The organism is Pseudomonas taiwanensis (genome assembly GCF_013393345.1).
In the GTDB taxonomy this organism is placed as follows: domain Bacteria; phylum Pseudomonadota; class Gammaproteobacteria; order Pseudomonadales; family Pseudomonadaceae; genus Metapseudomonas; species Metapseudomonas resinovorans_C.
Genome location: NZ_QJRF01000067.1, coordinates 205416 through 220166, shown reverse-complemented (window position 1 = coordinate 220166; position 14751 = coordinate 205416). Strand labels below are relative to the sequence as shown.

Sequence of the window (14751 nt, the reverse complement as noted above, 5' to 3'; positions counted from 1 at the left end):
TAGAGAAGGGAGGCCACTGGCCTCCCTTTTTCGTTTCAGCCGCCGGCATCAGTCCCCCAACCGCCACCCGGAGGTAACCGGATAACGCCGGTCCCTGCCGAATCCCCGCTGGGTCACGCGGATGCCGATCGCCGCCTGGCGCCGCTTGTGTTCGTTGCGATCGACCATGGCCAGCACGCGATTCACCATGTCCGCATCGAATCCCTCGGCGATGATGGCGTTGGCCGACAGATCGTGCTCGACGTAGAGCTTGAGAAGCTCATCCAGCACCGGATAAGGCGGTAGCGAATCCTCATCGCGCTGTCCGGGTGCCAGCTCCGCAGAGGGCGGCCTTTCGATCACTCGCGGCGGAATCACTGGCCCAAGGCTGTTGCGGTACTCGGCAAGGCGGAACACCAGGGTCTTGGGCACATCCTTGAGCACATCGAAGCCGCCGGCCATATCGCCATACAAGGTCGCGTAGCCCACGGCCAGCTCGCTCTTGTTGCCGGTGGTCAGCACGAGGCTGCCCTTCTTATTGGAAATCGCCATCAGGATCGCCCCACGGCAGCGCGCCTGCAGGTTCTCCTCACTGGCATCGCGGGAATGGCCGTCGAATACCGGTGCGAGCACCTGCTGGAATCCCTCCAGGGCAGGAGCAATGGGAAGTACGCGATAGGCCACGCCGAGCAGACGCGCCTCGGTCTCGGCATCCTCCAGACTGATCTGCGACGTGTACTGGTAGGGCATCATCACTGCCTCTACACGCTCGGCGCCCAGGGCATCGACAGCCACCGCAAGGGTCAGCGCCGAGTCGATACCGCCGGACAACCCCAGGACCACACCCTTGAAGCCATTCTTCTGCACATAGTCGCGCACGCCCACCACCAGCGCCTGGTAAACGCTGGCTTCCACCTCCGGCAGCTCGGCGCAGTGGGTCCGGCGGGGCAGCCAACGCCCGTCCAGCAATTGCAGGTCCACCGGATACAGGCCTTCGACGAACGCTGGCGCGCGCTGGCAGATCATCCCACTGGCGTCCATGACGCAACTTCCGCCATCGAACACCAGTTCGTCCTGGCCGCCGACCTGGTTCACGTAGATGATCGGCATCCCACCCTCGGCGCCCCGCTCCGCCAGCACTTCCTCGCGCTCCAGTTGCTTGTCCAGATGGAAGGGTGAGGCATTGAGACTGAGCATCAGATTCGCCCCGGCAGCGCGGGCCTGGGCCATGGGCTCGGGGAACCAGATGTCCTCGCAGATCGCCAGCGCCACCGGCACGCCCTTGATATCCACGACGCAAGGTTGCTGCCCCGGCTCGAAATAGCGCTTTTCGTCGAACACCCGGTAGTTGGGCAGGCATTGCTTGTAGTAGCTGGCCAGCAGCTGGCCATCGGCGATCACCGCGCAGGCGTTGTAGCGCAGCTCTTCCTCGAGCCACGGATACCCCACCACCAGGTAGATGCCGCGGACTTCGTCGCGCAGTTGCCGCAACCCCTGCTCGATGCGCCGCTGCATGCTGGAACGCAGGAGCAGGTCCTCCGGTGGATAACCGCACAGGGACAGCTCAGGAAAGACGATGACATCCGCTTCCCAGGCCTCACGGGCGGCGTTCGCTTCCTCGATCATCCGCTCGACATTGCCCTGGACATCACCGACTCGGAGATTGAGCTGGGCCATCACGATTCGCAGGCTCTGGCGCATGACCGCCTCCCGGGCGTTGAACAAGGCATCGAATACGTCTCAACGCCAACATACTCCGCAGCGCCCGCAGCGGAAACCATGCAAGTCGTGACAGCGTGCGACGGGTCTCTGTGCGAGGAGAACCGGCTTGGCTAAACTGCCAGCTTTCCATCAAGAAGAGAGCACCTTCGGCATGTTTCGCCTGCTGTTCTGGATTGTCGTGATCTTCGCCGCCATCTGGCTGTGGCGCCGCTTCAAGACCCCTTCCAAGCCCCGCCCCCAGCCGCGCCAGCAGGACGACAACCAGCCCATGGTGCGCTGCGCTCAATGCGGCGTGCACGTCCCCCGTAGCCACGCCCTGTCCCAGGACAATCGCTGGTATTGCAGCCGGGCCCACCTGGAACAGGACCAGAGCACTGGTGAGCGCTGATACCCTCCCCGCCCCTGCTGCACTCAGCGCCCAGGGCCGGCGCATATTCCGCCTGTACAGCCTGTATCGACTGCTGATCGGCCTGGCACTGGTCCTCCTTATCTCCAGTGAACTGGACGACAGCCTCCTGGACCTGGCGCGACCGGAGCTGTTCCGCAACGCCAGCTGGTTCTACCTGATCCTCAACACCCTGATCGCCGCGCTGGTACCTCGCCCGCGGAGCATGGTGCAGGTCTTCAGCCTGGCAGTGGTAGACGTGCTGCTGTTGTGCGCCCTGTTTTTCGCGGCAGGTGGCACCCCCAGCGGTATCGCCAACCTCATCGTGGTTTCGGTCGCCATCTCCAACATCCTGCTGCGCGGACGCATCGGCCTGCTGGTGGCGGCGGTCGCGGCCATAGGGCTGATCTACCTGACCTTCTACCTGAGCATTAGCCACCCCCAGGCTGCCAGCCAGTTCGTCCAGGCCGGCGGCTTTGGCGCCTTGTGCTTCGCCGCGGCGCTGCTCCTTCAGGGCCTGAGCCGGCGCCTGCAACTCAGCGAAAACCTCGCGGAGCAACGCGCGGCGGATGTGGCCAATCTGGAAGCACTGAACGCGCAGATTCTCGAACGCATGCGCACCGGCATCCTGGTACTCAACCCGCAGAACCTGATTCTCCTCGCCAACAACGGCGCGCAATCCCTGCTGGGCAAGGATTCGCTGGCCCGACGCCCTTTGGTTGGCCAGTGCCCCGAACTGCTGGAGAGCCTGCAACAGTGGCTGGCCAACCCCACTTTGCGCCCGCAGAGCCTCCAGGCGTTCGCCAATGGCCCAACGCTGCAGCCCAGCTTCGTTCACTTGCAGAGTGGCAATCAGCAGAACGTCCTGGTCTTCCTCGAAGACATCTCGCAGATCACCCAGCAGGCCCAGCAGCTGAAGCTCGCCTCCCTCGGTCGCCTGACCGCAGGCATCGCCCATGAGATCCGCAATCCCCTGGGCGCCATCAGCCATGCGGCGCAACTGCTGCAGGAATCGGAAGAGCTCCAGGGTCCTGATCGGCGGCTGGCGCATATCATCCAGGACCATTCGCGGCGCATGAACCTGGTGATCGAGAACGTGCTGCAGCTGTCCCGTCGGCGGCAGTCCGAGCCCCAGTTGCTGGACCTCAAATACTGGCTGACCCGTTTCGCCAGCGAGTTCCGCACATCCTCCAGCCCCGACCAGACCCTGCACCTGTCAACGCTCGGCAGCACCTTGCAGACCCGCATGGACCCGCACCAGCTCACCCAGGTGCTGACCAACCTGGTGCAGAACGGACTGCGCTACAGCACCCAGAAGAACACCCGGGGCCAGGTCTGGCTCAAACTCTTCCGCGACCCGGAAAGCGACCTGCCCGTACTGGAGGTGGAAGACGACGGAGACGGCGTCCCACCCGAGCAGGTACACAATATCTTCGAGCCCTTCTTCACCACTGAGAGCAAGGGCACCGGACTTGGCTTGTACATCTCCCGCGAACTCTGCGAGAGCAACCAGGCCCGCCTCGACTACAAACCGCGCGAACAAGGTGGCAGTTGCTTCCGCATCACCTTCGCCCATCCGCGCAAACTGAGCTGACCATGACCCGACAACGAGCCCTGATCGTCGACGACGAACCCGATATCCGCGAGCTGCTGGAGATCACCCTCGGGCGGATGAAGCTCGACACGCGCAGCGCCCGCAACCTCAAGGAAGCCCGCGAGTGGCTGGCACGTGAGCCCTTCGACCTGTGCCTGACCGACATGCGCCTGCCCGACGGCACTGGCCTGGAACTGGTGCAGTACATCCAGCAGCGCCACCCGATGGTGCCTGTGGCGATGATCACCGCGTACGGCAGCCTCGATACGGCGGTGAACGCACTCAAGGCCGGCGCCTTCGACTTCGTGACCAAGCCGGTGGACCTTGGCCGCCTGCGCGAACTGGTCAACACCGCACTGCGCCTGAGTACCCCGGAAGAAGGCGAAGCCCCCGTGGATGGTCGCTTGCTGGGCAACTCGCCGCCCATGAGCACCCTGCGCAAGCAGATCCAGAAACTCGCCCGCAGCCAGGCGCCCGTGTACATCAGCGGCGAATCGGGCAGCGGCAAGGAACTGGTCGCTCGACTGATCCATGAACAGGGTCCGCGCACCGAGCGCCCCTTCGTACCGGTCAACTGCGGCGCCATTCCGTCCGAGCTGATGGAAAGCGAATTCTTCGGCCACAAAAAAGGCAGCTTCACCGGCGCGGTCGAGGACAAACAGGGCCTGTTCCAGGCGGCCAACGGCGGCACCCTGTTCCTCGACGAAGTGGCCGATCTGCCACTCGCCATGCAGGTCAAGCTGCTGCGCGCCATCCAGGAAAAGGCCGTGCGCGCTGTGGGTGGCCAACAGGAAGTCGTCGTCGACGTGCGCATCCTCAGCGCTACCCACAAGGACCTCGCCGCTGAAGTCGCCGCTGGCCGCTTCCGCCAGGACCTCTACTACCGTCTCAACGTGATCGAACTCAGCGTGCCTCCGCTCCGCGAACGTCGGGAAGACATCCCGCTGCTGGCCGAAACCATGCTCAAGCGCCTGGCCCAGCAAAGCGGACTGCCCGCCGCCAGCCTCGCCTCCGAGGCCCTGGACAAGCTCAAGTGCTATCGCTTTCCCGGCAACGTGCGCGAGCTGGAGAACATGCTCGAGCGTGCCTACACGCTTTGTGAGGACGACCAGATCCAGGCACGCGACCTGCGGCTGGCCGAAGCGGGCGGTGCGATCGAAGGCGGAGAGGCCAACCTCGCGCAGATCGACAATCTGGAAGACTACCTGGAAGACATCGAACGCAAGCTGATCATGCAAGCGCTTGAGGAAACCCGCTGGAACCGCACCGCCGCAGCCCAGCGCCTGGGCCTGACGTTCCGCTCCATGCGCTATCGCCTGAAGAAGCTGGGCATCGACTGACATTCACCAGCAAGCCGGCTCCCGCAAAAAGTAGGAGCCAGCTTGCTGGCGAATAGGTTGGCTATGCCAGAGATCGACCGCTGTTCCAGGAACCTTGTAGGAGCTAGCTTGCTAGCGAAAAACAGCCATTCGCTGGCAATTCAGCACAGCGAATAGATTCCTCACGCCAATCTATCGGCGGGAGCGTACGGCGCCGGGTCAATAATGGGCTCGCGCCCCAGCATCAGGTCCGCCAGCAGTCGGCACGAGGCCGGTGCCAGCACCAGCCCATTGCGGTAGTGACCACAGTTCAGCCAAAGCCCATCCGCCCCCGGCACCGGGCCGATGAAGGGAATGCCTTCCGGTGAGCCGGGACGCAGCCCCGCCCAATGCCCCACCAGTTCGGCCTCAGCCAGTTGCGGCAACAGCTCGAAAGCCGAGGCTTTGAGACTTTCCAGTGCATCGTCCGTGGGCGTCTTGTCGAAGCCGGCATGCTCCAGCGTGCTGCCCACGAGGATATGACCGTCTCGGCGCGGGATCGCATAACGCCCCTTGGCCAGCACCATGGCCGGCAGGAAATCCGCGGCGCACTTGAACAGGATCATCTGCCCCTTCACCGGCTCCACCGGAAGCGTCAGCCCGAGCAGGCCAAGCAGCTCACCGCTCCAGGCACCCGCTGCCAGCACGACCCGATCCGCCAGCACTTCGCCCTGGGCCGTTTCCACTCCGATCACGCGCCCGTCCCGACGAACGAATCCATGCACTTCGCAGTGTTCCTGCACAGACACGTTAGGCATCCGCAGCAGCGCTTCACGCAGCGCTCGCGCCAGGCGCGGGTTACGCACGTTTGCGACACCGGACATATAGATGGCCCGCTGAAATCCCGTTCCCAGCGGCGGCACCGCGGCATGCACCTGAGCGATGTCAACCGGCGCCAGCGGCCGCCCTTCGCGCGCGGCCCAGGCCAGGGCTTCGGCTTCGTCGTCCAGATCCAGCCAATAGAGGCCGGTCTCGTGGACCTCAGGATCTATCCCGGTTTCAGCGAGTAATCGCTGACCGAGTTGTGGGTAAAAGTCCTGGGACCAATGCGCCAATGCCGTCACTGCACTGCTGTATCGCCATGGGTACAGCGGAGAAACGATACCGCCCCCCGCCCAGGAAGACTCGCGCCCCGTGTCGCCGCGCTCCAGCAGACAAACCTGCTGCCCATTGCGCGCCAACTCCAGGGCGCTCAGAAGTCCTATCGCACCGCCACCCACAATGGCGACGCTTTTTCCTACATCGGTTGGCATCAAAAAACCCCACCTTAGACTGCCCGCACACACATTCCCGCCCCGGCAAGGACGCCGACCATGAAATCACGTTACGGCCATACGCTGGTCGAGCTTCTATTTTGTCTGCTCATTGCCGGCATCCTGCTTGGCGCCGCGCTTCCTTCGTTTGTCTCGACTGTCGAGCGCAATCGCCAGACCGAAGCCGTTAACCAGTTGCTGGGGGCGCTGCATTATGCACGTGGCAAGGCGGTGATGGAGCGCAAGGTAGTAGCTATATGTGGTGGCGGAAACCCATGTGCAGAGAGCGTCGAATGGCGCGGACAAATCGTCGTCTTCCACGACCAGAACAAGGATGGGCAGCAGAGCCCTGGCGAAGACATAATGCTTTCGTTAGATCTGCCCGAGAGCGATAGCTGGTTCTGGGTCAACTTCAGGCGAAAAACCTATCTCCAGTTCCTGCCCGATGGAACGACGCACTCCCTGAATGGCACATTGACCTTATGCCGGCAAAACCGGCCTCTCCAGCAGATTGTGATCAACGTAACAGGTCGTCCGAGAACCCGTGCACCCCTTGAAAACGCGCGGTGCAACTGAGTGGTTATTCGTCGCGGATTCTGTACGCCTGTCCTAGTACACTGGCACTTTCCTGCCCAAAAGTTAGTGTGCAGGTGGGCCCAACAGGATGTGACGCAATGCAGTCCCGAAATGGATTCACACTGATCGAACTGATGGTAGTAGTTGCCATCGTTGCGATACTCGGCAGCATCGGCTATCCGAGTTTCATGACCGCAATCTTGAACAGCCGCATCTCCACTCAGACCAACAGCCTCCTTGGAATTCTGCAATATGCCAGGTCAGAGGCTGTAACCACTCGAACGCTAACCCGAGTTTGCGGTAGCACCGATGCAAACAACGCCACATTCCCCAAGGCCTGCAATACGACCGACTGGGAGAATGGTGTGATCGCCTTCCGTGACATCGACGGTAATGGGTCTGCCGCAACGGCCGAGCTCCTGCGAATCATTCCAGCCTCTAATGACGGCAATACTATTCGAGGGGTCGCGAACGCAGCCACCTCCGTGGATTTCCAGACCGACGGAACCTCGGCCCAAACGTCATCACTGCGGGTCTGTGATAGCCGCGGTGTAGGCAGCTCTCGCCAGGTCACCGTCAATATTGCGGGCCAGGCACGTTCCGGGGGGAACGGACAATGCCCATGAAAATCAAGTGCCGTGGCTTCACATTGATTGAGGTATTGATTGCGCTTTTGGTACTGGCTATCGGTCTTTTGGGCATGGCCACGCTCATGATGACCAGCATGAAGTCCAATCAGAGTTCCTTTCAACGCAACCAGGCAGTCACTCTGGCTTACGACTTCGCTGAACGCATGCGTCTAAATAAGACCCGTGCGACCACCACCAACGATTACGTCGTTACGTCGGCCACTACCATTCCTAGCGACCCTGGTTGCAAGTCATCCTCTAACGGCTGCTCGCTGAGCAATGCTGCCACATTGGATGTACGGGAGTGGCTTACCAGTTTGGGACAAGCAGGACTTACAGGTACGGCGTCCAGAAACGGAAACCAATACACCATCACCATCATCTGGCTGGAAGATAGTTCCGCGTCCTGCCCGCGCGTCAACAATGTTCCCCAATGCTCATTTGCCTTGAGAGTCGACCTATGAGAATTCGCCACACCCCTGCCTTTGGTCGACAGGCTGGCCTCTCTCTGATCGAGTTGATGGTAGCGATTCTGCTCAGCTCACTTCTTCTACTTGGGGTAGTCCAGATTTTCAGCAATTCCCAAGCAAGCAGCCGGACAAATACCGAGATGGCCAGGCTTCAGGAAAGCAGTCGAGTCGCGCTAGAAATACTGAAAAGGGACTTCAGGCGTCTCGGGTATCAGGGCTGTGCGAGCCCTTCGGATGTCTCAATTACCAACTCCTTTCGAATGTTTCCACGTGACGCCATAACCAGCCAAGCCTCGGATTGCAGTCAATCAGCAACGTTGACATGCGAAGCCGCCAACACTGGTAGCGACAGAGTGGAAATTGTCTATGCCTCTCCCGTGAACGGTCGAGCGACCAGCATATCGTCGTCGTCCATTACCTTTACAAGTACCAATGGAAACTTGCGGGTCAATAATGGGAACGGTCAAGAATTCCTGATTACGGACTGCGAACGAGTTGCGACCTTTACTGGCAACATCGCAGCTCCAACTGATTTAGGGGCCAACGCTTCACCACGATGGCGCTACACGATCAGCAGCATCAGTGGAGCTACTGTAAATGGAAATGCGGGCCCTGCCCCAAGCTTCAATGGGATAGCTGAAGGAGCACGTGTTCACCCTATCCTCACTGCGTCTTACAGCATTCGTAGCGATAACACGAACAACAACCGATCCACTTTGTACAAGAATAATGATGCGTTGATTGCTGACGTTGATAACTTCCAGATCCTGTATGGGATAAATACCGGAAACCAGATCAGATGGATTAATGCATCAAGCCTGACCGATGCACTCCGCGCGCAGGTTAGCCAACTACAAATTAGTCTGGTGATGTCCAGCCCGGACACACCTTCAATCACATCCAGCACCGCTAGCTATCCCATTGCTAATCTCGGGACGAACCTCACCTGGACGCCTCCCACGTCAGATCAGAATCGCCTGCGACGCGCATACAACGCCATCATTGATGTGAGAAACCGTTAATGACCAGTTCAAAAATCCAAGATCAGAGAGGCGTAGCGCTGTTTGTCAGCCTGATTCTCTTGTTACTACTGACTTTACTGGCGATTTCTGCAGCAAACCTTTCCTCATTGCAGGAAAAGATGGCTTACAACGCGCAGGAAAATAATATTGCTTTCCAGACTTCGGAAAGTGGAATTGCTGCCACCGTCAACACGCTGGACTCTCAGGCAGTACCACCGACTGATACCGTTGTAGCAATGACCTATCCGAGCGGCCGGGTCGCACATACAAGGGTTCAGACGACAGGTGATCTGGCCGATGGCTATAGCTTGGATGTAAAGCCGGGCACGCCGGTAATAGTCATCTACGACATATCAAGCCGCGCCAGCCTTGCAGATACCGCAAGTACTACACCATCGAGCATTCCCACGAACGGCTCGAACACGAACGCACTTCACCTCCAAGGTTACCGCGATCGCGAAATTCGCTGATTCGGCATACGGAGCCATTATGAATAAACACAAAAATTTCCTGCCCCGCCTGCTCATCAGTTCTATTTCGAGCCTTCTTATCTTGAGCGCGGCCAACAGTTATGCGGATGACACCGAAATATTCTTTGCCGGCCCTGCCATCGGCAGCAACGTTCGCCCGAACGTACTGTTTGTCCTGGACAACTCAGGCTCGATGGCGTGGCGTACCGACGAGGACGACAGTTATCCGTCTGGTAGCCAAAAGTCGCGCATGGCCATCCTCAAACAGGCCTTCGGAGACATTATCAGCACTGCGAGCAATATAAACGCCGGAATCATGGTGCTGAACCCACGCAGTGCATACAACAACACCAGAATGGTGTATCCGATCACCAATATCGACCAACCGCTAACATCGATATCGCAAATCGCATCCCAACCAGAAATACTTCAAAGTGACGATGACGCGACCCAGGTGGTTAACGTCACTCCAAGCCAGCGAGCCGTCGCTGACAGCGCCTCCCTATTGATGGGAAATATTCTGGCAAATCAGCCAACGAACCAACCGGGAACCAATAGCACACTTCTGGAGAATGCCGGCGCCTTCTTGGAGAAGTCAGGTACTGACCGTGGAACCCCATACAAAGTTGCCTGCTCGCTTTCCTCTCCGAACCGAAATAGCGGCAATCGCTGCGACAATGACAGATTAAACAGTCTGAACATTGGTGCGGAAACCGCGTTCTTTATCTTCAAGGGGTTAAACCTTCCCAGTTCGGCCACCATTACCAATGCTTGGCTGGAAGTCACCCCGACCAACACCCAGAGCACGGCACCGACAATCGGCTTCGCACTTGAGCAGGACAAAACTCCCGACGATCCCAACGATGGCACTTCCACGGCGTCGAGAACGTTCCCTAACAATGTGAACAGCAGTGCTACGACTTGGAGAGACGGAACCGCCACCCGCTTCCGAATCACCGACCAACTCAATACGCTCAAAGGGATTGACCCAGTAGCTGACCAGATCGGTGATCTGGTTATCCGCTTCAAGGCGAACAGTACGACCAACTACAGCTTCTGTGCCCGCCGTTGCTCGGAAACAACTAAACCACGCATCTATATCGAGTACACGACCCAGGTCACGGCAGTCGAATCGCGAATGGGAGCCCTACGTTTCCAGAACGTCGGCATTCCCAGGGGAGCAACCATTCAATCCGCCAGGATCGATTTCGTGCCCGCCTCCTCCAGCGACGTGCCAGTAACCTTCGAGGTGAGAGCCGAGAAAGTAGGCGATGCGACTGCGTTCAGTAACACCAGCGACCTCACGACCAGGACGACTACCTCCGCGCTGACCACCTGGGCCGCCCCCGCCTGGGTCAACAACAACCCTGCGGTCTATGTGGAAGGGCCAGATGTCACCAGTGCTGTCCAGGAGGTGGTGAACCTGGGCGGCACCAGCGGTTGGTGTGGCAATAACTCCATGGCCTTCTACCTGAAGCCTACGGCTGCAAGCACGGGCACCAGGACAGCTAGAAGCATCGACGGTGGCATTGGGTTGCAGCCGGTGCTGAACGTCCAGTACACCGGCGGCTCGGGCGGCTGTCTCAACCCCATCGTCGAGGCGCGAGTCATCGCCCAGAAGAACGATGGTCACGAGGATACGGCTGGCAGCGTAAACCTCGCCGGTGAAATCATCCCGATGACGCGAAGCCTTGTCGGGGCCCGCTTCGAAAACCTGCAGATTCGTCAGGGCGCTACCGTCCTTAGCGCCAAGGTTCTGATGACACCACAGGAAACCACCAGCGATCCGAGTGTCAGTACAAGCATCGCCTTCGAAAGGGCAAACAGCTCTGCGCAGTTCACCACCAACGCCAGAGATCTGAGTGGAAGAACGAAGACCACTGGCAGTACCTGCACTATCGACAATAATGGTGGCGGCTGGACCGCTGGCCATAGCTTCACGTGCACCAACGCCAGCATTGCGACTGAACTGCAAAGCATTTTCGCCCGGAGTGGCTGGGCACCTGGCAGCGCGCTAAGCCTGTTCGTCACGCCTACAGCGGACAACGATCTCAAGCTGCGAAGCTTCGAGACGTCGCCAACGGAAAGCATTCGCTTGGTGTTCAAGGTGGCGAGCGGTGACCTGATTGCCAGCAGCGCCACGGTCAGGCAGCACCTGAATGCGCTCGTGCAAGCGATGACGGCCAACGACTCCACCCCGATAGTCCCGACGCTGGACGAAGCGGTGAAGTATTACCGCGGTGAACGCCAGTCATTCGACACTCCCATCACAAGCGCCTGCCAACCCAACCACTTAGTGCTGCTCACCGACGGCCAAGCCAACGAAAACACCAGCGGAACCAGAAGCAGCATCGCTGCGCTTACCGGTTCTTGCAGTGGTGATGCAACAAACTCCGGCGAACAGTGCGGTCGTACGCTCATGAACTGGGTTTACAACAATGACGTGCTTGGAAGCATCGCCGACAAACAGACGATCACCACCCATACCATCGGCTTTGCGCTGAACGCAGGTGGTACGACTCAGAGTACGAACGTTAAAGCCTTCCTGAGAGACATGGCTTCCCCCATCAGCGAAAACAGCACGACCAAATCAACCTATACCGCGGAAGACTACCAAGGCCTGGCCAACGCATTCAGCAAGATTATCCAGAGCGTCATGTCGACCGACACCACGTTCGTCAGCCCCGGCGCCACGGTCAACCAGTTCAACCGGCAGAACAACAAGAACGAGGTGTATTTCGCCCTGTTCAAGCCGACCAAGAATGACCGTTGGCCGGGTAACGTGAAGCGATACAAGATTTTTAACAACACCGGCGAGATCATTCTCGACGCGGATAACATCGCTGCGATCGATCCTCGCACTGGCTTCTTCGTGAACGATGCCCGCAGCGTATGGACCACCGGGGACGACGGCAACAACACCGAACTGGGCGGTGTTGCTAAGCAGATCCCGCTTGCAGCCGATCGGAAGGTATTCACTTTCATCGGCAATAGTCCTACCAGCCCGGTGAACCTGAACCAGGCGAACTATCTGCTGAACACTGCCAACACCACCATCACCCGAGGAAATGTACGAGCCAACGACGATGCCGAACGTACCGAACTGATCAATTGGATCAGGGGGAACGACAACGGAGTCGAGCGGCGGACATTGGGTGATCCGCTGCACTCCGTTCCCCGATTGGTCACCTATGGCTGTGTGAACAACGACTTCACCGACGATACCCTCACAGGATGCAGGGTTGAGGACCAGTCTCTTTTCGTAGGCACGAACGAAGGTTTCGTCCACGCATTCAATACCAACACTGGGGCGGAACAGCTCGCCTTCATGCCAGAGCAACTGCTACTGAATATCAGAGCACTCAAGCGAAACGAGGAATCCACCACCGTCAAGCCACGCCTATACGGAATGGACAATACCGTTGTCGTCTGGGCAAACGATGTGAACAAGAACGGGGTTATATTCGGCGGCAAGGACCCCTCGTCCACAACCGTTCCACCGGCAAAGCTCGACGCCACCAATCCGAACGCCAATGAGTTCGTCTACGCGTTCGCAACCATGGGTCGTGGCGGCCGTAACCTCTACTCGCTCGACGTGACTAACCGTGCCTCTCCCCAGATGCGCTGGCTCATCAAGGGCGGAGAAACGACCGGCTTCGAGCGCCTCGGCCAGACATGGTCGACTCCGGTGGTCACCAGCATCCAGATTGGGGCCGCTAGCACTTCGAACCCACCGACGGACGTCATCATGTTCGCAGGCGGCTACGACACGAAGCAGGACACCGTCACCAGGCGCACCGCCGACGATGTTGGGAACTCCATCTACATCGTCAACGCTCGTACGGGACAACTAATCTGGTCGGCAAGTAGCGTCAGCGGCCACACGATGCAGTTGAATAAAATGATCTACAGCATCCCCAGCAGCCTGCGCGTCATCGATGTAGATCGCGACGGGAAGGCGGATCAGTTCTTCGTTGGTGATATGGGCGGCCAGATCTGGCGCTTCTTCATCAACAATGGAAGCGACGCCAGCGGCCTGGTCACGCCGGTGAACAGCGATGGCGCTGGCAGCGCGGGAGCTGACGACGGTGTGTTCGCCAACGTCATCGCTGCCGACACAGGATCGGAGAATGCGACGAACCTGGAGAACAAACTCCGTCGTTTCTATAACGAACCCGATGTCGCGCTCCTGAACGTCAACGGTACACGAACGATGGTGGTGAACATCGGCTCCGGCTACAGAGGCCACCCGTTGAATGAAGTGACGCTGGATAGGTTCTATTCATTCCGCACCCCTCTGGTTGCCAATCCCGGCACCAACGCGGCGAATGACCATACAGTTCTCACCGAGAGCGATTTGTACGACGCCACCAGCAACCTTATCCAGACCGGCACCAGTGCCGAATCGGCTACCGCCGCTGCAGCGTTCCGACGCACCACCGGCGGCTGGTACATTCGCCTGCCCAGTAGCGGTGAGAAAGTCTTGGCCGAAGCGACCACTTTCGGCGGCAAGGTGTTCTTCAACACGTACTCACCAGCTGCCACGGCGCGCAATACTTGTCGCCCTGTCCAGGGCACGGGTCGCGAGTACAGTGTCAACCTCTACGATGCCACCCCGGCCTTAGTCACCACGGATGGCAACGTGACTCGCTCGCAGAACCTGCTTACCGGAGGCATTCCACCCAAACCCGTGATCCTGTTCCCGGAAGGCGCCAACAATGGCAAGGGCGTCAAATGTACAGCCACGGAATGCGACTTCCTCGAAGCTGATGTAACAGTCGGCAAGACCTACTGGATTGACGAGTACTGACCTTATGAGGCAACCCAACACCGGTTTTACTCTTATTGAACTCATGATTGCGGTTGCGGTGGTGGCTATTTTGGCCGCCATTGCCTACCCAGCCTATCAGGGCCACGTCCGCCGTACCGCCTGCGAGGATGCGAAGGGAGCCCTCCTCGGCCTGGCCAATGCACTGGAAAGACACCGGGCGCAAACTGGGTCGTACTTGGCAGCCGGGGCTGCAGGGGCCAACACCGGAGCACCAGGAATATTCGCTAGCCAGAGCCCCATTGATGGCACGCCGAAAAACTTTAACCTGACAATTGTCGCCAACCCCGCCCCGACAGCCTCGACCTATGCAATCGAGGCTGCCGCGATCAACGGCGGCCCAATGAACGGAGTAGGCACCCTGACGCTGAATTCGGCGGGAGTGAAAGCCGGTACCGGTACCCTGGCCAACGCCTGGACCAGTTGCCGCGGCATCTGACCTTATGAAAAACAAAAACGGGGCCA

General features: G+C 59.3%; 12 protein-coding genes. 10 read left to right on the top strand and 2 right to left on the bottom strand.

From position 1 onward, the window contains the following. Positions 1 to 48: 48 nt before the first annotated feature. Entirely contained in the window at positions 49 to 1680 is a 1632-nt protein-coding gene (locus tag DM872_RS20455) for an NAD+ synthase (protein WP_179061171.1), read from the bottom strand. A 172-nt stretch (positions 1681 to 1852) separates the two neighbouring features. On the opposite strand from DM872_RS20455, the gene DM872_RS20450 reads away from it, so the two are divergent. Genes DM872_RS20450 through DM872_RS20440 form a run of 3 tightly spaced genes read left to right on the top strand, consistent with a single transcriptional unit; the run spans position 1853 to position 5020 of the window. After that, positions 1853 to 2089 carry a PP0621 family protein gene (locus DM872_RS20450; RefSeq protein WP_077525244.1) on the top strand — a complete coding sequence of 79 codons (237 nt, stop codon included), beginning with the start codon at positions 1853 to 1855 and terminating at the stop codon, positions 2087 to 2089. Next, positions 2079 to 3680, top strand: coding sequence for a sensor histidine kinase (locus DM872_RS20445; protein WP_179061170.1), 1602 nt, complete (start codon positions 2079 to 2081; stop codon positions 3678 to 3680). Before DM872_RS20450 ends, DM872_RS20445 begins: the two co-directional genes overlap by 11 nt. Before the next feature lie 2 nt (positions 3681 to 3682). After that, positions 3683 to 5020 (top strand): sigma-54-dependent transcriptional regulator, encoded by a 1338-nt coding sequence (locus DM872_RS20440; protein ID WP_179061169.1) that lies wholly within the window; start codon positions 3683 to 3685, stop codon positions 5018 to 5020. Positions 5021 to 5181: 161 nt separating this feature from the next. Here DM872_RS20440 and thiO read toward each other — a convergent pair whose 3' ends face one another. Continuing rightward, positions 5182 to 6291: a glycine oxidase ThiO gene (gene thiO, locus DM872_RS20435; protein WP_179061168.1), complete on the bottom strand. Its 1110-nt coding sequence runs from the start codon at positions 6289 to 6291 to the stop codon at positions 5182 to 5184. A 60-nt stretch (positions 6292 to 6351) separates the two neighbouring features. On the opposite strand from thiO, the gene DM872_RS20430 reads away from it, so the two are divergent. From DM872_RS20430 to DM872_RS20400, 7 genes are all read left to right on the top strand, one after another. Next, positions 6352 to 6867 carry a GspH/FimT family pseudopilin gene (locus DM872_RS20430; protein WP_179061220.1) on the top strand — a complete coding sequence of 172 codons (516 nt, stop codon included), beginning with the start codon at positions 6352 to 6354 and terminating at the stop codon, positions 6865 to 6867. Positions 6868 to 6965: 98 nt separating this feature from the next. Beyond that, positions 6966 to 7493 (top strand): GspH/FimT family pseudopilin, encoded by a 528-nt coding sequence (locus DM872_RS20425; RefSeq protein ID WP_179061167.1) that lies wholly within the window; start codon positions 6966 to 6968, stop codon positions 7491 to 7493. Further along, complete coding sequence (pilV, locus tag DM872_RS20420) at positions 7490 to 7960, top strand: type IV pilus modification protein PilV (RefSeq protein WP_179061166.1); 471 nt, start codon at positions 7490 to 7492, stop codon at positions 7958 to 7960. The genes DM872_RS20425 and pilV overlap by 4 nt, the downstream gene beginning before the upstream one ends. Further along, complete coding sequence (locus tag DM872_RS20415) at positions 7957 to 8988, top strand: PilW family protein (protein ID WP_179061219.1); 1032 nt, start codon at positions 7957 to 7959, stop codon at positions 8986 to 8988. The genes pilV and DM872_RS20415 overlap by 4 nt, the downstream gene beginning before the upstream one ends. Beyond that, on the top strand, positions 8988 to 9458 hold the full coding sequence (locus DM872_RS20410) for a pilus assembly PilX family protein (RefSeq protein WP_179061165.1): 471 nt from the start codon (positions 8988 to 8990) through the stop codon (positions 9456 to 9458). Before DM872_RS20415 ends, DM872_RS20410 begins: the two co-directional genes overlap by 1 nt. A 19-nt stretch (positions 9459 to 9477) precedes the next feature. Next, positions 9478 to 14268 carry a pilus assembly protein gene (locus tag DM872_RS20405; protein WP_179061164.1) on the top strand — a complete coding sequence of 1597 codons (4791 nt, stop codon included), beginning with the start codon at positions 9478 to 9480 and terminating at the stop codon, positions 14266 to 14268. A gap of 4 nt (positions 14269 to 14272) precedes the next feature. Further along, a complete protein-coding gene (locus DM872_RS20400) occupies positions 14273 to 14725 on the top strand; it encodes a type IV pilin protein (protein WP_179061163.1) in 453 nt (150 codons plus the stop codon). Positions 14726 to 14751 lie beyond the last annotated feature (26 nt).

Coding starts and splice junctions, on each gene's coding strand:
- DM872_RS20455 (WP_179061171.1), bottom strand. CDS start 1,680: ATGCGCCAGAGCCTGCGAATCGTGATGGCCCAGCTCAATCTCCGAGTC.
- DM872_RS20450 (WP_077525244.1), top strand. CDS start 1,853: ATGTTTCGCCTGCTGTTCTGGATTGTCGTGATCTTCGCCGCCATCTGG.
- DM872_RS20440 (WP_179061169.1), top strand. CDS start 3,683: ATGACCCGACAACGAGCCCTGATCGTCGACGACGAACCCGATATCCGC.
- thiO (WP_179061168.1), bottom strand. CDS start 6,291: ATGCCAACCGATGTAGGAAAAAGCGTCGCCATTGTGGGTGGCGGTGCG.
- DM872_RS20430 (WP_179061220.1), top strand. CDS start 6,352: ATGAAATCACGTTACGGCCATACGCTGGTCGAGCTTCTATTTTGTCTG.
- DM872_RS20425 (WP_179061167.1), top strand. CDS start 6,966: ATGCAGTCCCGAAATGGATTCACACTGATCGAACTGATGGTAGTAGTT.
- pilV (WP_179061166.1), top strand. CDS start 7,490: ATGAAAATCAAGTGCCGTGGCTTCACATTGATTGAGGTATTGATTGCG.
- DM872_RS20415 (WP_179061219.1), top strand. CDS start 7,957: ATGAGAATTCGCCACACCCCTGCCTTTGGTCGACAGGCTGGCCTCTCT.
- DM872_RS20410 (WP_179061165.1), top strand. CDS start 8,988: ATGACCAGTTCAAAAATCCAAGATCAGAGAGGCGTAGCGCTGTTTGTC.
- DM872_RS20405 (WP_179061164.1), top strand. CDS start 9,478: ATGAATAAACACAAAAATTTCCTGCCCCGCCTGCTCATCAGTTCTATT.
- DM872_RS20400 (WP_179061163.1), top strand. CDS start 14,273: ATGAGGCAACCCAACACCGGTTTTACTCTTATTGAACTCATGATTGCG.